The following is a 22538-nucleotide window of genomic DNA, read 5'->3' as shown; positions in this document are numbered from 1 at the left end:
AAACGGTACTAGAATAATAAGTGAAAAGAATAACAAAGAAAGGATTGATTTTTTATGTCAAATGAGATTGAACCTCGTCACTCTGATGCGTATAATATGTCACCTTTTAATTTTTTCGAAGATTTTGGCCGGAGCTTCTTTGATGGATTCAAGCCAAATGTGATCAAAACCGATATTCACGAAAATGAGAAAGAATACCTCGTCGAAGCAGAATTGCCTGGTATCCCTAAAGAAGATATACATGTGACCTATGAAAATGGTGTATTAACGATTGTTGGTCAACATCAATCCGATACACAAACAGAAGACAAAAAAGGCAAACTCGTCCGCAGCGAAAGAAGTCTAACCAGTGTCCGTCGTCAGTATCTCCTAGAAAATATCAAAGAAGACGAAATCAAAGCTACTTACTCAGAGGGAATTCTTAAATTAACCCTACCAAAAGATGAACACAATATAGAACGCAAAAAATCTATTCCAATCGAATAGCTTACCCCAAACAAATAATCCTGGTACCAGAAAGAATGAATCATTTCTGGTACCAGGATTATTTCTTTCAGAAGATAAAAAACCTTTACAACTCATCTATGAGTGGTAAAGGTTCGTCAAATCCAAACTTATTCTTTTGTATCATCTGTCTTTGTTACTTCTGTTGCTTCTTCTGCTACATCAGCTGGTTCGATCTCAGTTGTTACAGATGCAGCTGTTGCAGGTGTCACAGTACGAATCGCTGAGCGGTCAAATTCTAAGAAGATACCTTCGCAATCGATGATTACTGTATTTTTTTCAGTGTTGATTTCAGAAATCACACCATGAAGTCCGCCGATCGTTACAACGTTGTCGCCAGCTTTCATGTTATCAAGCAAGTTTTTACGTTCTTGCTGCTGCTTCTTTTGCGAACGGCTCATGAAGAACCACATTGCAACAAGTGCAACAAGCATAAAGAGCATTGGTAAAGATTGTGCCATTTTTTTCACCTCGATTATTAGTCTTTCCTATAAATACTTTATCAGAATCTACTTTATTTTCCTACCGTTTTGGCGATAAAGTTAAAAATTCTTCGCGTTTTCTTTGTTGAAGCCGTACTCTTCAATGAAATGCTGACGAAATTCCAATAAATTGTCATCCATGATGGCTTGACGCACTTGTTTCATCAAATTCAATAAGAAATACACATTGTGATAAGACGTCAAGCGCATCCCAAAGGTTTCATCGCATTTGATCAAATGACGGATGTACGCCCGTGAATAATTTTTACAGGTGTAGCAATCACAGTTTTCATCAATTGGTCGGAAATCACGAGCAAACTGCGCGTTTTTCACGACTAAGCGTCCTTGAGAGGTCATGCAAGTACCATTACGTGCAATGCGCGTTGGCAACACACAATCGAACATATCAACGCCCCGAATCACACCATCAATCAATGAATCCGCTGCGCCCACACCCATCAAATAACGTGGTTTATTTTCTGGAATCCATGGCGTTGTAAATTCCAAGACACGGTTCATTTCAGACTTAGGTTCTCCTACAGATAATCCCCCAATTGAATAACCAGGGAAATCCATACTGATCAAATCTTGTGCACTTTGTTTACGTAAATCTTCAAATCCAGCACCTTGGATGATGCCAAAAAGTCCTTGGCGATCTGGATTGGCGTGGGCTTCTAATCCTCTTTGCGCCCAACGCGAAGTCCGTTCAACAGATTTTTTGACATAGTCATAACTTTCATCAAATGGTGGGCACTCATCGAAGCTCATCATAATATCTGAGCCTAATTTATTTTGAATATCGATGGCTTTTTCTGGGGACAGAAACATTTTTGAACCGTTCAAATGATTTTTGAAGTGAACGCCTTCTTCTACTATATTACGCATATCAGCTAACGAGAAGACTTGAAAACCACCTGAATCAGTCAAAATAGGCTGATCCCAATTCATAAATTTATGTAAGCCGCCTGCTTCTGCAACGATATCTTCTCCCGGACGCAACCATAGATGATAGGTATTGCTCAAGATAACGCCAGCACCCATCTCTTTCAATTCTTCTGGTGCCAAGGTTTTGACCGTTGCTAATGTACCAACAGGCATAAACATAGGCGTTGGAAAGGTCCCGTGCGGTGTAATCAATTCCCCTAAACGCGCACCTGTATGTTTTTCTTTTTTGATTAGACGATAACGAATGGCTGGTTCTGTCATTCATTCCCCTACTTTCTTTATATACTCAAGTTACTGTGCAACGCTATCTATGATAAGCGCTGTGTGCTGAATTTGCAAGGCAGTTTAAGGAATCTATGATTATTTTCTCCTAATATTGCGAATGATTCGCTTCTTTTTTTTGAAGATTTAATGAATGTTTGCTATCATGTTATTTATATTGAAAGGAGGTTTTTTTATGATAACAATTGGTGAACTAAAGAGTGAAGCCAAAAGCGTGCTGAAGGGGCGTTGGAAAGATAGTGTGCTGATGTGCTTAGTACCAACATTGATTTCTATTGCAATTGCTGTGGTTTTAGTATTGATTGCTGTATTGCCTTTGATGACATTGATACAAAATAGCGGTGGTACCATTGATCCTGCGACTATGGACAATACAGGTTCTTCCGGAAGTGGCGGTGGCGGTATCATCAGTGGTCTGTTTGCAGCGCTATTCGGTGCCGGTATTTCATGGACATTTCTTGATCTCTTGCGTGGCAAGCGTTCAGATATCCAACCATTTTCTGATGTTTTCCGTGGTTTCAAAGGCGCATTTGTCTTAGGTATTATTGTCATTTACATTTTATCAACGATTTTTACAACATTATGGACTTTATTGTTCATCATTCCAGGGATCGTTAAAAGCTATGCATATTCTCAAGCTTACTTTGTCTATTACGATACGTATGAACAGACAGGTATGCGCCCAGACTTCCTTAGCTGTATCACTGGTAGTCGTCACTTGATGAAAGGTTATAAAGGAAAACTCTTTTTATTGGATTTAAGTTTTATTGGGTGGCACATACTCGCTATCATGACAGCAGGTATCGGTTATTTGTGGTTAACGCCATACATTAGCGCTACCAAAGCTGCGTTTTATGAAAATCTGCCAAAACAAGCATTGTCTTAAAAGATCGGGTATCCGGTCTTTTTTTAAGCAATCCGTTTGCAAGCGGTTTCTATCCGTGGTATATTATAAGTGTAAGGAAGGTAGCAACTCTGATGGTGGTTACGTAATAAACGCAAACTCAATCTACAAAAAGTTGTTGAACGTACAAGTTTCACCTAGTATCAACCGTGTAAAGTAACAAGAAGAACCACGTAACAAAGATCGAACATTTCTATATCGAAAAATGATACGTCTCATTTTGTATCAGAATACACGAAACATGTGTAAGTTTGTAAATGAAAACAAATTTTCGAACCATTGCTTTGCATGTAACATCAAAAGCGACCACCACTTATACCTTCCTCAAGTATTAAGCTGGGCGACAAAAAAGCAGTTCTAAAGTTGAGAAATCTTCAACTTGAGAACCGCAATTGTCGCTCAGTTTTTGTTTATTTTAAGAACATGGCATCGCCAAAGCTAAAGAAGCGGTACCGTTCATCGATGGCATGTTGATATGCTGACAAGGTTAAATCACGTCCTGCAAAAGCACTGACCAGCATCACCAATGTTGATTTAGGCAAATGGAAATTGGTGGAAAAAGCCTGGACAACTTTGAATTCATATCCTGGCGTAATAAAGATATTGGTCCAACCGCTATCCCCTTTGATTTCGCCGTCAAACTTGGTACCAATCGTTTCTAAAGTCCGAATCGATGTCGTACCAACTGCTACGATTTTGCCGCCATTGGCACGAACCTCATTTAGTTGGGCCGCTGCTTCTTCTGTCAATCGATAAAATTCGCTATGCATCTCGTGATCGGCAATATCATCGACACTCACTGGCCTGAAGGTGCCTAAACCCACATGCAATGTCAAATACACCAATTTTACCCCTTTGGCTTCGATCTGCGCCAATAATTCAGGCGTAAAATGCAACCCTGCTGTTGGTGCAGCAGCCGAGCCGTTTTCTTTGGCATAAACTGTTTGATATCGATCAGGGTCTTCCAAACGTTCTTTGATGTAAGGCGGTAATGGCATTTCCCCTAGTGACTCTAAAATCTCCAAGAAAATCCCCTCATAGCTGAAACGGATGATCCGTCCACCATGATCCAACTCTTCTTCCACCACGGCTTCTAGACGACCGTCGCCAAAGGTGATCTTCGTACCGACTTTGGCTCTTTTGGCTGGTTTGATCAAGGTTTCCCAACTATCGCCTTCCGTATTGTTCAATAGTAAAATTTCTAAATGCGCACCTGTCTCTTGTTTTACGCCATAGATGCGTGCCGGCAACACACGGGTATCATTCATGACCAGTGCATCGCCTGGATTTAACTCATCAATAATATTGTAGAAATGTTTATCCTCAAAATCGCCCGTTTTACGATCTACAACCAATAAACGTGAACTTGAACGGTCACTTAAAGGAGTTTGGGCAATCAATTCTTCTGGTAAATCAAAGTCAAAATCTTCTGTTGTTAACATGTCGTTCCTCTCTTCCTTTCATCTGCCCATCTATTTTAGCATGTTTTCATATGAAAAGAAAAAACTTACTTTTGATCCCAACATGAAGTCAGTCATCCACTTGCACCCCTAGCCATAAGTATCCCATTAGATGGCTTGATTTAATTTGACTAGGCCATATGTCTTTCGATCAAAGTGAGATGATTTGGACATCTTTGATTGCATAGGCGCCTCGGTTTTTCAAAATACGTATATCGAGATTATTCGTCTTGATTTTAGGAAAACGTAAGATGCGTTGATAACCGATTGTATGTCCTTGTGCTACCAAACAGTCTGCGCCATTCTTTTTGGTATATATTTGAAAGCGCTCAATTTGTTGCCCAAATGACAAATCTTCTTTGATAGACACACCACTGATTTGAATGGCTTCTTTCCAAGTAAGAATCATCTGAGCCGGTTGTTGCTCATCGATCGACTGAAAAGCAGACTTGTCAGGCTTATCTTGCAGATTGATGCGTTGACAGCTTGCTGTTGAAAATTGATTGCTGTTTTTAAGGGCCGCTATCTTTTGCCCCAATGCACAAAGCACCTCGAGATCTGTTTGCGCCATTGATCCATTGGGCATTGGCGGTACATTCAAAAGAAATGTACTATTTCCGCCAACAGATTTCTGATAAATTTGAAACAATTCTTCACTTGTTCGGACTTGCGGGTCTTCTTCGGCATGATAAAACCAGCCTGGACGAATAGAGGTGTTGACTTCTGCTGGATACCACACAAGTTTTCCTTGATAATCCGCTAGGACTTTGCGGCTGCCTAAATCTTGCTGGGCAGAATCTGCTCTCCCAAAGCATCCGTCATCAACTTTTTGCGACTCTTCGATTGTACGTTCTGCAGCCTGCAGTGCTTCTGGTACCACACTCCATTCATCTTGCCGGGTCTTCCCTGCTTCATTGCCGACCCAACGAACATCTGGTCCACAAACAGCCATCACTGCTTGGGGTTGTAATTGCCGGACCAAGGCAAAATACCGTGTCCAATCGTAAGGCTGTTTTTTGCCTTCAGCCGCGCCATTCGCCCCATCAAACCAGACTTCAAAAATGTCGCCATAATTTGTCAACAACTCTGTTAATTGCGCCAGATATATATCATCATATGCTCGACCACTGCCATAAACAGAGGATTGTCTATCCCATGGAGATAAATAGATGCCAAACTTCATATTTTCCTGTTGGCATGCCTGTGAAACTTCTGCAACAAGATCTCCTTGTCCATTTTTCCACGGCGTATACTTGACTGAATGGGTGGTTGTTCCCGTAGGCCATAAACAAAATCCATCATGGTGTTTACACGTCAAAATAACGCCATTCATCCCTGCCATTTTCATGCCTTTGACCCATTGTGTGCAGTCTACATCTGGCGGGTCAAAAAGCGATAGCGATTCATTGCCCAATCCCCATTCCTTATTGGTCATCGTGTTCATACCAAAATGAATGAATCCATAAAATTCTGTTTCTTGCCATGCCACTTGTCGTTTTGCTGGGCGAACCTGTGCCATTTCTTTTACCGATACCATATTGTGCTCCCTCCATTTTCGGTTAGTCCATGAGTGGTGTGTCAATGAAAGTCAGTTCATTGATCTGTATCCCTTCTGTTTCGAAAATGATCACTTCATTTTTTCCTTGTTGCCAAAAATAATCTGGGATATATAGATGTTTTACTGGCCCTACATGCCAATAACGGCCTACGTTGTGTCCGTTGATAAAGACCACCCCTTTTCCAAAGCAGCGACAATCTAAAAACGTACTTTCTGGTCGTTCTAAGTGAATGATTGCTTGATAAAAAGTGGGGGTGTCGGGAATCACAGCTTGATGAAAATCGATTTTCTGCAATTGTTGGGGGGTAAATTCCAATGGGTAATGCCACCAGTCTGACAGATACTGATTGTCATCCAATACTCCTCCGCGAATGCCTTTTCTTTGTGTTGGTGCGATGAGCTTAGGGCCGTAGTTGTTTCTTCCCATATTTTCCACCAAAAGATTCAGTTCACTGCATGGCTTAGGTAATTCGAGGGTAACAGCGCTTTCTACCTGTGCTTGGTATTGTGTAGCAACTGGTTTTTGTTCGACATACCATTGGATTCGGTCACCGGCGTCAACCACTTTTAACACAGCCTCACTGGCGGCCTTAGCTATGTTGGTGCGATACAAGAGGTACCCATAATTTTGCCCTATTTTTTCCATGGGTAATGGATAATCATTTCTGATTGGCACACTGATATCCGCTACGATTGAAAATAAACTAACCGCTGCGCTGATTGGATAAGCACCGATCCCACGTATTTTAGGATATATCGGCGCTGCGATTTGTGCAGTTGGGACTTCTTCTTTGATGACTTTTTGGATGGCAAAGAATTTCTCTGTGGGCGCCCCCCATTCCGTAAGCAAAGCATCATAATCATATGATGTGATTTGCGGTTCATTGTTCACCCCGGCATCTGAACAGCCATTATAAAACCCAAAATTTGTTCCGCCCCGGAACATGTATAGATTGATACTGCCTTTTTGCAATGTTTTCCGTACTTCTTCCCCTGTTTCAACGGGGTCCCTGCGGATGATTGCCTTTTCCCAAGAACTAAACCAGCCATCCCAAAATTCCATACACATGAAGGGCTCTTTGATGCCATGTTCTTTTTGATACTTGCGCAGCGCGGCAAATTGCCCTTCAGCTTGTGAGCCAAAATTGACTGTGGCCAAAATAGAACGCTGGGGCAAGGTCCCTCCACGGAGTAATTTTTCAACCCCACCATCAGAGGTGAACAACGGCACATCAAAATAGCGTGAAAGAAGATCGGCTAGAAAGGTCAAATATACGTGATCAGTTCCATAAGAACCGTATTCATTCTCCACTTGAACCATCAACACATTACCGCCTTTGGTGTATTGATACGGGACTAATTTGGGTAATAAGACCTCATAATACGCTGCGACTGCTTGCAAGTATCCTTGGTATTGAGAACGCACGCGCATACGATCATCTGCCAACAACCAGGCTGGCAGTCCGCCGAAATCCCATTCTGCACAAATGTAGGGTGATGGCCGCAAAATGATATACAAATCCAACGCCTCTGCAATGGACAAAAATGTCTCGATATCCGCTAATCCTGAAAAACAAAATTCCCCTTGTTTTGGTTCGTGCAGATTCCACGGAAGATAGGTCTCGACACAATTAGCACCTAATGCTTTCAGATTTTGCAATGTCTTTTTCCATTCTGTTGGTGCCAAACGGAAATAATGGACTGCACCCGAAATCAAACGAATGGGCTGGTCATCGATATAAAACGTTTCTTTTATTTCAAATTTCATTTTCCCTTCCTTTCTGCGTCATAAATAGCGCAAAAAACCTGAGTCCGCAACGCGCATGCTCAAGTTTTTTGAGAAGATTGGTCCTTGATGTTCATTCAAAGCCATTTTGTTTGATGACATCTGCCATCCAGAAACGACTTGCTTTTGGTGTACGTGCATAGTCTTTGTCTAAATCAATACGATAATAGCCATAACGATTCTTATAAGCATTTAGCCAACTCCAACAGTCCGTGAATGTCCACATATGGTACCCAAAGCAAGGAGACCCTTCCTCGATTGCAAGGTGCAACGCCTTTAGATGATCCGCGACAAATTCAATCCGATACGTATCTTGCACGATTCCTTGGGGATCCATATAATGCGTTTCTTCAGACACACCCATCCCATTCTCTGAAATAAACCAAGGAATGTTGTGATAGCTCTCCTTTAGACGCATGGCAATATCATAAATTCCTTGGGGATAAATTTCCCATCCACGATGCGGATTGATCCGTTTTTCGGGCCAATCATAGCCTCTAAAAAGGTCTCTGGGACTTGTGATTGGCCGTTTTTTAGACTGAGGCGCCTGGACACGCAATGGTTGATAATAATTGCATCCGATAAAATCGACTGTATTCTCTTTGAAAATATGTTTGTCATTTGCTTCAGTTGTCGGTGATAACTGCGCATCTTTCAAGATCGATACCAATTCATGAGGAAATTCTCCTTTCACGGCACAATCTAAGAAGCTGCGAATATACAGCATATCTGCCCAATTGGCTGCTTCAAGATCCTCTTTTTCCTGACTTTTTGGATAGACCGGTGATAGATTCAAAATAATGGAAATTTGTCCATCATTGTACTGGTTGTTTCTATATTCTTTGACTGCCTTTGCATGTGCCAGCAAGGTGTGATAGGCCACTTGGATCGCACGTTTGACATCGTGGACCTTGGGCCAATGGGCGTCGCCCATGTAGCCACATTCAATATGCACCAAAGGTTCATTGAATGTCGCCCACTTTTTGATGATGTCTCCAAAGCAGTCAAAAGCTGTTTTGGCATAAAAAGCAAAATGATCTGTGGACTCTCTTGCTTCCCAGCCGCCTTTTTCCATCAACCACCAAGGCATATCAAAATGGAATAGATTGATGATCGGTTCCACCCCGTTATCGATCATTTCTTGGAAGTAGGCGCGATAAAAGGTTACCGCTTGCGCATTTAAGGTCTTGCCATCAGGCAACAAGCGTGTCCAAGCAATCGAGGTCCGAAAGGAATTCATGCCCATGGCTTTCATATTGGCAACATCTTCTTTGTACTGATAGTACGTATTCGATGTATGTTCTGGCCCAACATGATCAAAAAACAAGTCTGGCTCCATTTCAAACCACTTATCCCATGTTGACGGACTTTTCCCATCGACACTTGCTGCACCTTCTGTTTGCGGGGCAGAAGCAGCTGCTCCCCATAAAAAATTCTTTGGAAATGTATACATGATAACGCTCCTTTTTGATTCATTACTTCGCAATCTTGATTTTTTCCTTCAAAATAATATTATTTTCGGCTTCTATTTGCAAAGTAAAATCTTGTATCTCCTCGATCAAGTTCAACTGCATCAGCTCTTTCAACGGAATAGACAACGCAAATGTTTTTGATTGATTGGCTGACAAACCTATTTTTGTAAATCCACATAATGCTTTTACGCGAGGGATCACTTTTTTTGCATATTCTTTCAGGTACACTTGGATCGTTGTACTACCGCCGATCGCCGACAGGTTTTCTGATTGTCCTGTTATTTCAATGACTTCATCGATCAAGCGGACCGACGTGACGGTGGACACAACGTCTCCATACGTCAATCCATAACCAAAACAATATTTCGGCCGCCCTTTTTCATCTAGGTAGTCTTCTTGAAAGGCTTGGTGACGATAGTTGTAATAAACCGGCAATTGTCCTTCTGTTGCTGGAATCGATACTGCCAGGCACCCGCTGGGTATAAGGTCGCCAAAAAGCAGTTTGCTGATTGCTTCTCCTCCATATTGGCCAGGATACCCGCAATATAAAATACTCGTAAAATATCCTTCGATCGGTTCCACCAAATGAGGTCTGCCTGAAATCATTAAACCAACCATTGGCTTGCCCAGTTTAGCCAATGCTTCGATCAAGGCCAACTGACATTGCGGGATGCGCAAATGCGCCAAATCGATATTCTCGCCACTTGTCATATCGTTTGACCCTTGTAATGCTGCACCATTGGTATCGAATACGGTACCAAAATCACGAATACTCGATCCACCCATCGTGATGAGGATCATATCTGATGCTTTGGCTATTTCCACCGCTTCTTGGATCAGTTCCTCGTTGCCCTCGGTTATGCCGCAGCCCACTGCTTCTTCAATAGAAATCGATTCCGAAGCATATGCCCGCATTCCTTGACTGATCGTCACACAATCGGCTTCATTTTTGAATGGTGTATAATCACCTAAAAGATGGTATATATTGTTGATATGGGGGCCAATCAGCGCGATTTTTTGTGTGCGGTCTTTTTTCATAGGCAAACATTGCTGCTGATTTTTTAAGAGGACAATCGATTCTGAAGCTAATTTTGACACAATCGCCTTCTTTTCTCGCTTACTGTCCATATCGATGGGATCGGCCTCTGTAAACAAACCTAATTTTTCTTTTAGACGCAATACCCGCAACACAGCTTGATCCAGGACGTCCATTGAGAGCAGCCCCTCTTTGATGGATGTTTCAATGAATGGATAGACATTATCCCACAGACTAACATCCACACCACTTGTTAATGCGTTGGCTGCAGCTTCTTGAACACTCATCCGATCCATCAGACGATCCAAGGCGCAACCATCTGCCATGACGATTCCTTTGAAGGGGTTTTCTTCCCGTAAAATTGTTTGCAACAAATAAGGATTCATATGACAAGGAATGCCATCCAAATCATTGTAGGCAGCCATAAAGCCCGATGCACCAGCGGCAACCCCGGCAACCATTGGCGGCAAATGTATCTCCCTAAGCTCTCGGTCCCCGATACTGACTGGCCCAGCATTATGGCCGCCCATACTTGATCCTTGACCTGCCAAATGCTTGAGGACAGCTAAAACATTCCTGTCCCCAAATTCTCCTTGCAAGCCGCGAACTGCTGCTTGTGCGAAGCAGCTTGTGAGAAAAGGATCTTCACTAAAACATTCCTCTGTTCTGCCCCATCTAGGATCTCTGGTGACATCTAGTGCAGAAATCAGTCCGACATGGGCGCCTTTTTCTCTCATTTCTTCAGCAACGATTTTCTGAACCTCTTCATATAGCGTTGGATTCCAGCTTGACCCAACGCTAAAGTTTACGGGCGTGGTGGTTGAATAGAGCGCTTGATGACCATGGGGACACTCTTCCACTAAAAAAGCCGGAATCTGTAACCGGGTATGTTCTTTTAGATACGACTGAATTAGCCTAGCGACTTCCTTTGCTTCTTGGGTGTTGAGACCGGTCTCATGATTTCTTCCTGACCATGGATCTGATCGAAAGACACCATAGATCCAGCCTATTGTCCCAAAGCGTCGAACCTCTTCTTTAAAATAATCTGTCAGAACAATCCTATCACCTGTTTTTTCATATACTTGCCAGCCGTACAACCGTTGATTGAGTTGTCCGACTTTTTCCTTGATGGTCATCTGATTTAGTAACCCTTCAATCATTTGCCTCTCCTACTCAAATAAAATTTTTACTGTCTGAATTTCATACGGTGCGAAATCAATCTGAATGCAATTGTTTTCAATAGGCAGTTCCTGTATGTCTTCTTCTAAAAGATTACATAAAATTGCGCGTTTGACCGACTGCTTTGTTTCTATTACCGCTTGCGTTTGACGATTATAATACTCATACAGGCGCACGATCAGCGCCTCTTCATCTTCAGCCTTCTTGACCGTGTCCAAAAGAATATTCTTTTGCGGAACAGACAAGAAGGCATCTGAATCAAGCGCAATTTCAGGTAAAGCAACTGCAGGGACATTTAGTTCCAGCGCGTGCTTCATCGTATCAGCCTGTTTCCAGTCTCCTTCATGTACATATAAGGCGTAGGTGAATGTATGCAGCCCTTGATCTGCCTCAAGGTAAGGATCAGTTGCCGATTTAATCAGTGAAATCCCAATTTTTTGAAAAGCCGTATTGAATCCATATTTTGAATCAGTGAGTACACTCACCCCATAATTGTCTTCCGACAAATCTACCCATTTTTGGCCACAACTCTCAAAGCGAGCCAAATCCCAGGTTGTATTCTGATGAATAGCTCGCTTGACATTGCCAAATTGAATATCAAACGTCGCTTCTAAAGTATTGACTGCAATTGGAAGCTGTACTTTCAATAATACCTGATGCAGGTGCCAATCAACCGTTGTTTCAAAATCGATCCTGCCTGTGCCGTGATAAAAATGAATGAATTGTGTAATCAGTGAATTTTCAAATGGACGAACCAGTTTGATCGTATCTCGAATCGGGCCTTGTTCCACAACGACAGCTTCCTTTATTTGGTCTACAGGATATGATTTTTGATCGTAATATGGATCAATATCCCACGCATCATAATTCATAGGCAGATCTTCATACGCAATCAACTGATTCATGATCTGGCCTTTTGGCAACACTTCTCTTTGCCGTTTTTTGTCAAATAAAGAGACGATCTCATACTGTTGATTAAAGGTGACCAAGAAATCTGCTGTCTCAAATTGCTGTGCTAGTTTAGCAACACTTTGTTGATGCGCGCCTTCTTTCAGTTTGATGGATTTCATCGATAAACTATCGAGTGTCGGTACTTGAACGATCAATTGGCCATCATGTGTAGTCTGGGAGACCATATCGACAGCCAGTTGATCGGCTATTGGCAATTGAACAGGCATGTCTCGAAGCATGCCTAAAGAATTAAAGACGGTATACGATGCCTTTTGCTTGTCCTCCTCTCGCATCAATTGCTGGATAAGGGCTTGTCCTTGTTCTTGCAACCACGCATACTCTTGATCCGTTTGCTGATACACTTCTTGAATAGAACTGCCTGGCAAAATATCATGGAATTGATTGAGCAGCAGTAACTTCCACATCTTCTCCAGCTTTTCTTTAGGGTAATTGTCAAAACCTCTTATCGCATACAGCTTTTCAATGGTCTGCATCAAAAACTCGCCTTGACGATTATTTTTTTTGTTTTTACCGATCGATGTCAACGTTCCTCTATGGTACTCAAAATACAATTCACCATACCAAACAGGCGCCGCAACCTGTGAAAAGGTTTGCGATAAACGTTTGAAATAATCCACCGCTTTATTGCCTGTGATCGTTGGCATGCTTGGCAATGATCGCTGCAAGCGTTTCTGGCATTCCAGCATTCCTCTTGTAGGACCACCCCCGCCATCTCCATAGCCATAGGCAATCATGATTTCATCATGAATGTCTTTTTGCTGGTACCGTTCAAAACTGCCCTTGACTGTGTAGGGATCTAATAGACCATTATACGTTGTGTAGTATGGCGTTGGACTATAGCCTTCACTGATCGTTGTGATAAAATGCGTCAGTACTTGACTTCCATCGATTCCTTGCCAATAAAAAGAGTCATAGGGAATTTGATTGTATTGATTCCAAGATAATTTTGTCGTCATAAAATAAGGTGTATTCGTTTTTTTCAATAATTGCGGCAATGCAGCAGAATAACCAAATACGTCAGGCAACCACAAAATCTGACTATCGATGCCAAATTCTTTTTTGATAAATCGTTTACCGTACAGCAGTTGACGCACCAGTGATTCGCCAGAGGTCAAATTACAATCGGCTTCGACCCACATCGCACCTTCTACTTCCCAACGTCCAGACTGGATTTTTTGTTTGATTGCTTGGTACAAGTCTGGATATTGTTCCTTGATGAATTGATACATTTGGGGCTGACTTTGAAGAAAGGTATACTCTGGAAATTCATCCATTAATTTAAGCACTGTTTGAAAACTACGTTCCCCTTTTTCAATGGCTTGTTGCACTGTCCAAAGCCATGCCAAATCAATATGTGTGTGCCCTACTGCTGTGACTTTTTCTGTGGTCAATGCGTGTTCTTGATAACAAGCAGCTAACTTCTCTTGGGCTTTTTTGATACTCTGATAGAATGCATCACTATACGGTGTGCGAAAATCCAGCGCATCTGCGGCTGCAGCCAAATGCTTTTGGTAGAAAAGTGCTTCTCCGCCAAATTTGCGCACAGCACGCCAGGTTTCAAACAATGTCGCAAAATCATTGACCGCTTCTTCGACTATCGGATCAATAGCGACCAATTGGATATGGAGTGGAAACTGTTTTTCTTCTCGCCCTGAAAATAGATCAAGATGGAGATCCATCTCGTTTTCATCCCATGTCTCTAAAATCACTTCTCGATGATTCACATCGATGGCTTGCATGTATTCCCCATTCAAATAGACCTTCATTTGCGGGTTCGTTGTATTGTCCCATTCCCCTAAAGCGGTGAAGATCCTCAATGCAATTGTTTTTTCCCGCCAACTTTTCGGCATGCTGAATCGACCTTTAAATGTATAATAGGCATTTTTTTTGCCGAAAAAAGTGCCTTGCTGGTATGGTACCCATCCATCTTGTGTCTGTTCTTCTACTGGAATAACCATAGGTTGTTCGCACAAGCGAAAACTTCTTAATTTGATCAAGATTTTTTGAATACGTTCAAATTCGAATTTTGTCATCTTTCCACTTCCTATAATCGAAAAAACGGACTGGACAACGATCGTCCTCGTCCGCTTCCTCACTTAATTAATTCGCCAACCAACGATCGTATGCTGTTTGATACACCGCAACATATTCTTCGATACCCATTGATTCAATGGTCGAAACAAAGTTATCCCAGTTGCTCAAAGGTTCGACACCGGTGATAAACTTGGCTTCCATTTGTTCGACATACGTCGTTAGATCTGTTGCTGTTGCAGCTACTTTATCATTTTCTTCCACTGTTAGATAAAGCAATGGGAATGGTACTTGCGCAATATCATTCATTTTTTCTTCTGTTTCTTCTGCAACCCAGTCGCCAAAAGCATTATCGATCTCGTCATCTGGATTTACGCGAATCGCATACTCATCCGTCGTATCTACGACAATATTTGGTGTCGTCAACCCATAAGCAGGTGTGATTTTTCCGCGTTCATCTTCTGTATTGTCTAAATCAACGCCTTCAGCATAGACGCGAACTTGTTCACCATCAGCATTTTCTGCATATTCCCAGAAAACACCTTCCGGTCCTTGCTCAATATATTTTGAGCCTTCCACTGAGTAGAAGTAATCTACCCACCGCATAGATGCTTCTGGAGAAGGATTCACATTCGTAATAGCAAATGCGCCGCGAGAAAGTCTTGGGCTTCCAGGAATCACTGCGGATGTAGAGAATTCTGATGTCAACGGTTGGAACATAGGATCATTCATCGCTTCTGCTTCAGTACGACCTGTTGTAAAGAAACTAAAGTAGTCGGCGAATAAGCCCAATTGATCATTTTGACCTTTTGCTTTCTTTTGTTCATCCGATTGTCCATATACTTCTGCATCCAACAAGCCTTCATCGTACAACTTGTTCATAAATTCAAGATAGGCTTTGTAGTTTTCTGAGGTTGGCGTATAAGACACCACATCATCATTGACCTGAATTCCTCTTGTCAACACACCAAAGGCAGCCATCAGCCACACTCTTGTTGAATTCATATCTACATCGGTCAAAGGAATTTCGTCTGCTTGTCCATTGCCATTTGGATCATCATTTTTGAACTGGGTCAATAGTTCGTGCAATTCATCGACTGACGTCGGCAATTCTTCAACCCCTAAATTATCTAGCCACGTTCCGTTATACCACATTGGTCCTTGCCACCAAATCGACGTTGAGTTACGAGAAATCATCGGCAGAGAATAGATGTGTCCATCTGGCGTGGTGATCGATTTTAAAATGGCAGGATCTTCTTGTGTAAGGGCATATAAGTTAGGCATGATCTCTGGTGTAATATAATCTTCCAAAGCGACCAAAATTCCTTGAGAACCATAATCGATTTCCATTGACGCTGTCAACGAGCCAGTCCCCGCGCCGTAAACGATATCCGGCAGATCTCCTGAGGCAAACGCCAAGTTCAATTTTGTGCTGAAATCAGCAGACGGCGGAGTCGTATATGTTAAATCGATCCCGGTCAACTCTTGATAATCTTGCAACGTCGGCATGTCTTCCCACTCTGCCATCCCTACGCCTGGTGCCATGATATTTAATGTCAACTCTTCTCCTTCTTCAATAATCGGAAACTGACTATCTTGATTGAGTTTGACACTGGATGCATTCTCCCCGTTCGCATTGTCTTTATTCGCATCCCCATCTCCACAGGCGCTCAAAAGAACCGTGCCACATAAAAACATCCCCAGCAAACTTACGATTTTCCTTTTTTTCAATTGCTTTTCCTCCTCAAAATGTATTAGCCTTTGATTGAACCGACCATCATCCCTTTTACAAAATATTTTTGCAAGAAAGGATAAATAATAATAACTGGTAATGAAGAAACGATCATTACGCCGTATTTTATTACTGCTGCTAATTGCTGCTTGCTATATAACATATTGGCCACTTCTGCCGTGACGTTGCTGCCTACTGTGTTCGATGACATATCTTGTAAAATCAAGATTTCACGTAATACCATTTGTAATGGATACATCGATTTGTCCGACAAATAGATCAATGCACTGAAGAAACTATTCCAATGACCAACCCCATAAAACAGTGCCATGACGGCAATGATCGGTGTCGATAAAGGCAAAACGATCTGCATGAACAAGCGAAAGTCTGAGCAGCCATCGACGATTGCAGCTTCTTCCATCTCTCTTGGAATCGTTGATTGGAAAAAAGTACGGGTCACGACGACATTGTAGACTGAGACTGCCCCCGGGATCACCAAGGCCCATACGGTGTTCAGCATACCCAAGCTTCTAATCAATAAATAGCTTGGGATCAAACCACCAGAAAGAAACATGGTTACGATCATGAAATTAGTGAAAGCCCTGCGTCCATAAAAATCATCTCTTGATAATGCATACGCACAAGGGAGTGTCACCAATAAATTGATCGATGTACCCAGGACAGTATAATAAAGCGTATTGGCATATCCCCGCCAGATGCTGTTATTGCCTAGCAATGTTTTGTAACCTTCTAAAGTAATTCCTTTTGGCAATAGCCACATTTCACCAGAATTAACCATATGTGGATTGGAAATCGATGCACTAACGATATAAATCAACGGATAAAGAACGATCAGCAAAGCCAATAGTAAAAAGAAGTAAACAAAGCCCAGAAATATTTTGTCGCCACGTGTTTCTTTGATCACACTTGTATTCATGTTCTCCCCCCTATAATAAACTAGAATCACTTAATCTTTTTGCAACAGCATTGACCAATATCAGTAAAGCTGAATTGATCAATGAATTGAACAATCCCACAGCAGCCGCAAAACTATACTGTGCATCTAACAAACCCTGTTGATAAACAAATGTTGAAATCACATTAGACGAGGCCATATTCAACGGGTTTTGCATCAAAATAATTTTCTCAAAACCAACGGACATAATACTGCCAAAACTCATGATCAATAGGATGACCATCGTTGGCATAATCGTTGGGATATTGATGTACCAAACCCGTTGGAGTCTTGATGCACCATCGATTGTTGCTGCTTCATGCAGCTGGGTATCGACACCAGAAAGTGCGGCCAAATAAATCACTGATCCCCAACCGGTTCCTTGCCAGACGCCAGATAAGACATAAATTGTTTTGAACCATCTAGGATTGGTCATAAAATTGATTCGTTCCATACCAATCAACTCAAGAAAATGATTGATGATCCCAGTCGACGGGGAAAGAAAAGCAATAACCATCCCTACCATAACAACTACGGCAATAAAATTAGGTGCATAGGTTACTGTTTGGGTAATTTTCTTAAATGGCCCATCCTTAATTTCGTTCAAAGCCAACGCCAAGATTATTGGTAACGGAAAACCTACTACAAGAGAATACACACTGATACCGACAGTATTTTTAATTAAATCCCAAAAATAATAGGAATCAAAAAACCGCTGAAAGTGCTTAAACCCTACCCATGGACTGCCAAAGATTCCTAAAGAAGGCATATAATCTTTAAATGCGATGATCACACCATACATTGGTCCATAGGAAAAAATTAAAATGATCAGAAAAGCTGGTAAAACAAAAAGATATAACTGCTTGCTTTTTCTTATCCTAATTTTTATACTGTTCAGCTTTTCTGGTGATTTTGCTTGCTCTTTTTTGATCGTTGCTGCTTCCATCATATCTCCTCCTTACGCTCATGATTAAATCATGTAATGAATTCGCTTTCATATCAATATGTAATTTTTACATCAAATAATCACATATTTTCGTTGTTCTGATTGATACATCAGTCTTTTCTCATGGAATTGCATAAAATACATATGAACCATATGCATAGAAAATCGGTCAATAATAGTTATCTTTTTTCTATTTTTAAACCAATCGCTCCATTTTCCGGAAAATGGATATCTGTTTTTTGTAGATAAGGACGACCATCCTCGTTTAAAACTTTAATGACTTTGTTTGTTGACAAGTCGGTGATTCGTGCATGTTCGGCATCCAAATCGGTGAGATAGATGTTTGTTTTTGCAACTTCAGTTAGGCTGCAAAACGCATAATGATGTGTCCCTTCTTTAGGAAAAGTAAACCACCAGCCATTTTGTTTCCCTTTTATTTTGCTTCTGGTCTCATAAATCCCTTCGCCATAATGCTTTAACCATGCACCAATCTCAGACAATATGTTTGTTTCTTCGCTTGTAAATGTGCCCTCTGGCGTGGGCCCGACGCCTAAAATCAAATTCCCGCCTTTACTGACAACGTCGATCAATGTGTCAATTAACTCCTGACTAGATTTAAAGGTATCCGTTGGGACATAACCCCAATCATTCCCAATTGGAATATTGCTCTCCCAGACTTTTTTTGGGATTTCATCATTCTCAGGTATTTTTCTTTCTGGTGTGACATAATTTTCATGACGCCCACCCATCATCCGATCAACAATAATTAACTCGGGTTGATTTTCTCTAGCAATTTCTGCTAAGCGATCCATCTGAAGGTCTTCTTTCCCTTGTCCACACCAACCGCCATCTAACCAGAGCAGATCAACCTCACCATAATTGGTTGTGATCTCATGAATCTGATGATGCACAAAAGAGACATAGCGTGACCAGATTTCTGGATGCTGTGTTGTATCATAACTTGCTCTTCTCCCCTTTTTTTGCCCATCATCTAACCAATAAAACGGTGAATACCAATCGGCCTTTGAGTAGTAAGCACCGATTCCCATACCTGCATTGCGAAACGAGGTCACTACTTCTTGGAAAATATCTCTTTTAAATGGACTGAGCTTGCCGCCAACTTTATACTCGGTCTCCATGGTATTGTACATATTAAATCCATCATGGTGTTTGGTTGTAAAAATACAATATTTAAAACCGGCTTCTTGACATATTTGCGCCCAACGATCCGTATCCAGCTTGGTTGGATTGAATGTGTTGATCAACTGCCAATAATCCAGCTGCAGCTGCTGAAAGTCTTCTCGGAATTCTCGTCCCTCTCTAGCCCACACATCTTCTTCAGACAGCTGCCACGATTCAACGATGCCTGCCTGAGCGTATAAACCATAGTGAAAAATCACCCCAAACTTTAAATCTTGAAACCATTCTAAACGTTCTTTAAGCATCGGACTCTCAGGATAATTTTGTGCATCTTCTTCGATCGTCTTTGCCTCTTCAATGTCGCCACGAATTATGCTCATTGTTTGCAACCCCTTTCTTTACCAAAAACTTACCCAAATTTTCAGACTCAGACAATATGTAACATTGACCGCTTATGTCAAAACAAGCAATCGCCGCTTACGATCGAAGAGAAGCGATGAGGCAAGAACTAGCGCCTTCACTTTTTTTGACTATGTAAAATATGGCTTGACTATGTTCTATTGATTCTGCCCTATTCAATCAACAATGTAAGTGCTAACATTTTAAACAAATGGAGGGATTTATATGGAAGAAAACAAACAACTATATCGTTTTTCATATCAGTTAGGGGACTGGTTGCTCTTATTGATAAAACTGCAATTTATCTGCCTGTTTTATATAGTGAGAGGGGGCATACTCTTAGGTATCTTTCCAGCAGCGGCTACTGTCATGGACTATTTTTTGTTGGTTTTTCAAAAAAAAGAGGTTCCCGTTCGTATCTATCCTTGGTTTAAACAGACCTATCACGCCCATTTTAAAACGGCCAACGAATTAGGGTATATACTCTTTGCGATCATCGCTTTCTTATGGATAGATTTACGAATCTCCAGTACTTTTTTACAAAATAGTTTGATTCATTTTGTTCTCACCTTGTTTTTCTTATCAAGCATACTGATCGGTATTTATCTGTTCCCTGTTTACTTACGCTATCAATTGCGCAATCTCCAGTATTTTAAACTATCATTCATGTTGATGCTGATCAGCATTCCGCAAACACTGGCGATTGTTTTAGGCGTTTTTGTGGCATCTGTCATTGCAACATTCTTTCCTATTTTGGTCATTACAGCGTTCATCCCGATGGTTATTTTTCCAATCAGCTGGTTTACTTTCCAGGCGATGCAGCGCGCAGAGAAAAAAAGCACAGTCACTGAGTGATGAAAGAAAAAAAAACATGAAGATTTGTTTACAACAACCTATGGCATCAAATCTAGAAGATTTTTGGCCCATCGTGACCCCTGAATTAAATATCCAATTGGACGCTGAAGGAGAAAAATTGGCCTTGATCCAGCAAGCAGGTCCATTAAAAATTGCTAGAAGAAAGAATGGTACCACGATTCATTATCAAGAAAAAGCCCACCTATTTAGAGCATTGACGCTGTTAGTCACCCATCCTGAGTCTGTGTATGAATTAGAGGAAAAGCCGCAATTTAGCAAAATTGGCCCGATGCTTGATCTCTCTAGAAATGCAGTCGTGACGATTGCCCAAGCCAAACGATTCTTGTTGCTTTGTGCCAAGATGGGCTTAAATACCTGCATGCTTTATATGGAAGACACATATGAGATTCCTGAGTATCCGTATTTTGGCCATTTCCGAGGGAGATACACACAAGAGGAAATAAAGGCACTCGATGCCTATGCTGCAATCGTAGGTATCGAATTGGTACCGGCTATCCAAACACTGGCTCACCTAACAAATCCATTGAAATGGGGATTTGCAAAGGAGATGAAAGATACGAACGATATCTTGCTTGTGGGGGAACCAAAGACATATCACTTGATCGAGGCCGCTTTGAGATCGATCCAGCAAAGTTTCACGACCAATAAAATCCATATTGGCATGGACGAAGCCCATCAATTAGGCAAAGGCCGTTATTATGACCAGCATGGACCAGAAGACCGATTTTCTATTATGACAAAACATTTGCAAAAGGTCGTCGATATCTGTGCGCGTCTTGCTTTAAAACCTATGATGTGGAGTGATATGTTCTTTCGCATTGGCTCAAAAACTGGTGATTATTATGATGAGGAGATTCATTTTCCAAAAGAACTGATTCAAGAAATGCCAGAAGTAGAGATGGTCTATTGGGATTATTATCATCACGAGGAACGAACCTATCAGCGGCTCTTTAAAGAACACAAAAAGTTAAAGCGGCCGACCATTTTCGCTGGAGGAATTTGGACGTGGAATGGTCTTGCACCCAATTATGGCAAAACATTTGCTACAATGTCGGCTGGATTGTCGGCTGCAAAAAAAGAGAAGATCGATACTGTCTATGGGACACTGTGGGGTGATGACGGAGCAGAAACACCGCTCATTTCAAGTTTATTGGGGTTACAGCTATTTGCAGAATACCAGTTTCACGAAACCCCTAGTTTGGCTGATATCAAGGTGCGCTTCATGCGATTCCATCAACTTGAAGCGGATGATTTCTTTTTATTGTCAGATTTTGACCAGACTCCTGGTGTTCCCAAAGACAATCCTCATGGCGCGCATCCAAGCAAATTGGCGCTATACCAAGATTTATTGTTTGGTCTTTACGATGAAACATTGGCTGCACAACCGCTTAAAACACATTACCAACAATTGGCAAAAGACTTGCAACAGATAACGACCTCATCTGATACTGCATCGATGTTTCAGTTTTATCAACAATTGGCAGTAGTGCTGGCTCTTAAAGTCGACTTTGGCCATTCGCTTGTTCAAGCCTATCAAAAAAAAGATCGTCACGCGTTACAGCAGCATATAACCCGTGCCCAGCAACTACATGCAGAACTTCAGCATCTGTATCAGGCTCATCGATCCCTTTGGTTTGAGTGGTACAAGCCTTTTGGTTTTGAGATCATTGATCTGCGCTATGGAGCGCTGACCAAGCGGATACAAACAACGATTTGGCGCTTAGAAAACTACTTAGCAGGAACTATCCCATCACTGCCTGAATTAGAAAGTCCCCGACTGCCCTTTGATGAACCCTATCCTGCGCCATCAGGTTTTGGTCGCAATCTATTCCAAGGTATTTATAGTCCTAGCAAAATTTCAGATGTTTAACCAAGAAAG

16 protein-coding genes are annotated in these 22538 nt (G+C 41.6%); 4 read left to right on the top strand and 12 right to left on the bottom strand.

What is annotated here, in order from left to right:
- The first annotated feature begins 54 nt into the window (after window positions 1–54).
- Window positions 55–486 carry an Hsp20/alpha crystallin family protein gene (locus IGI41_RS02160; RefSeq protein ID WP_430611045.1) on the top strand — a complete coding sequence of 144 codons (432 nt, stop codon included), beginning with the start codon at window positions 55–57 and terminating at the stop codon, window positions 484–486.
- A gap of 128 nt (window positions 487–614) precedes the next feature.
- Here IGI41_RS02160 and yajC read toward each other — a convergent pair whose 3' ends face one another.
- Both yajC and tgt read right to left on the bottom strand, forming a co-directional pair.
- Window positions 615–965 carry a preprotein translocase subunit YajC gene (yajC, locus tag IGI41_RS02155; RefSeq protein ID WP_430611043.1) on the bottom strand — a complete coding sequence of 117 codons (351 nt, stop codon included), beginning with the start codon at window positions 963–965 and terminating at the stop codon, window positions 615–617.
- 81 nt (window positions 966–1046) lie between these two features.
- Window positions 1047–2192 (bottom strand): tRNA guanosine(34) transglycosylase Tgt, encoded by a 1146-nt coding sequence (gene tgt, locus IGI41_RS02150; protein WP_430611041.1) that lies wholly within the window; start codon window positions 2190–2192, stop codon window positions 1047–1049.
- A gap of 196 nt (window positions 2193–2388) precedes the next feature.
- Here tgt and IGI41_RS02145 point away from each other — a divergent pair, with 196 nt between their 5' ends.
- Complete coding sequence (locus tag IGI41_RS02145; RefSeq protein WP_430611040.1) at window positions 2389–3099, top strand: DUF975 family protein; 711 nt, start codon at window positions 2389–2391, stop codon at window positions 3097–3099.
- A gap of 428 nt (window positions 3100–3527) precedes the next feature.
- Here the strand turns inward: IGI41_RS02145 and queA are convergent, their stop codons facing one another.
- The 10 genes from queA to IGI41_RS02095 all read right to left on the bottom strand — a co-directional run bounded on the left by queA (window position 3528) and on the right by IGI41_RS02095 (window position 19764).
- Window positions 3528–4559 (bottom strand): tRNA preQ1(34) S-adenosylmethionine ribosyltransferase-isomerase QueA, encoded by a 1032-nt coding sequence (gene queA / locus IGI41_RS02140; RefSeq protein ID WP_430611039.1) that lies wholly within the window; start codon window positions 4557–4559, stop codon window positions 3528–3530.
- Window positions 4560–4728: 169 nt separating this feature from the next.
- Window positions 4729–6114 (bottom strand): alpha-L-fucosidase, encoded by a 1386-nt coding sequence (locus tag IGI41_RS02135; RefSeq protein ID WP_430611038.1) that lies wholly within the window; start codon window positions 6112–6114, stop codon window positions 4729–4731.
- A 22-nt stretch (window positions 6115–6136) separates the two neighbouring features.
- Complete coding sequence (locus IGI41_RS02130; RefSeq protein WP_430611036.1) at window positions 6137–7903, bottom strand: glycoside hydrolase family 35 protein; 1767 nt, start codon at window positions 7901–7903, stop codon at window positions 6137–6139.
- 91 nt (window positions 7904–7994) lie between these two features.
- On the bottom strand, window positions 7995–9374 hold the full coding sequence (locus IGI41_RS02125; RefSeq protein WP_430611035.1) for a glycoside hydrolase family 1 protein: 1380 nt from the start codon (window positions 9372–9374) through the stop codon (window positions 7995–7997).
- Window positions 9375–9396: 22 nt separating this feature from the next.
- The gene (locus tag IGI41_RS02120) at window positions 9397–11589 is read right to left on the bottom strand and encodes a glycoside hydrolase family 3 N-terminal domain-containing protein (RefSeq protein ID WP_430611033.1); all 2193 of its coding nucleotides are present in this window, start codon (window positions 11587–11589) and stop codon (window positions 9397–9399) included.
- Window positions 11590–11598: 9 nt separating this feature from the next.
- On the bottom strand, window positions 11599–14613 hold the full coding sequence (locus IGI41_RS02115) for an alpha-mannosidase (protein ID WP_430611032.1): 3015 nt from the start codon (window positions 14611–14613) through the stop codon (window positions 11599–11601).
- Window positions 14614–14680: 67 nt separating this feature from the next.
- A complete protein-coding gene (locus IGI41_RS02110; RefSeq protein WP_430612679.1) occupies window positions 14681–16309 on the bottom strand; it encodes an extracellular solute-binding protein in 1629 nt (542 codons plus the stop codon).
- Window positions 16310–16365: 56 nt separating this feature from the next.
- Complete coding sequence (locus tag IGI41_RS02105) at window positions 16366–17280, bottom strand: carbohydrate ABC transporter permease (protein WP_430611031.1); 915 nt, start codon at window positions 17278–17280, stop codon at window positions 16366–16368.
- A gap of 10 nt (window positions 17281–17290) precedes the next feature.
- Entirely contained in the window at window positions 17291–18244 is a 954-nt protein-coding gene (locus IGI41_RS02100) for an ABC transporter permease (protein ID WP_430611029.1), read from the bottom strand.
- A 179-nt stretch (window positions 18245–18423) separates the two neighbouring features.
- Entirely contained in the window at window positions 18424–19764 is a 1341-nt protein-coding gene (locus IGI41_RS02095) for an alpha-L-fucosidase (protein ID WP_430611028.1), read from the bottom strand.
- Between the two features lie 244 nt (window positions 19765–20008).
- Between IGI41_RS02095 and IGI41_RS02090 the strand changes: the two genes are divergently transcribed.
- Together IGI41_RS02090 and IGI41_RS02085 are read left to right on the top strand one after the other, a co-directional pair.
- Window positions 20009–20638, top strand: coding sequence for a YesL family protein (locus tag IGI41_RS02090; RefSeq protein WP_430611027.1), 630 nt, complete (start codon window positions 20009–20011; stop codon window positions 20636–20638).
- A 16-nt stretch (window positions 20639–20654) separates the two neighbouring features.
- Entirely contained in the window at window positions 20655–22529 is a 1875-nt protein-coding gene (locus IGI41_RS02085; protein ID WP_430611026.1) for a beta-N-acetylhexosaminidase, read from the top strand.
- The last annotated feature ends 9 nt before the right edge of the window (window positions 22530–22538 follow it).

It is taken from the genome of Enterococcus sp. DIV0876 (assembly GCF_050529585.1).
Taxonomy (GTDB): Bacteria; Bacillota; Bacilli; order Lactobacillales; family Enterococcaceae; genus Enterococcus_D.
Note: the sequence above shows the minus strand (reverse complement) of the source record. Positions and strands in the feature narration are given on the sequence as shown.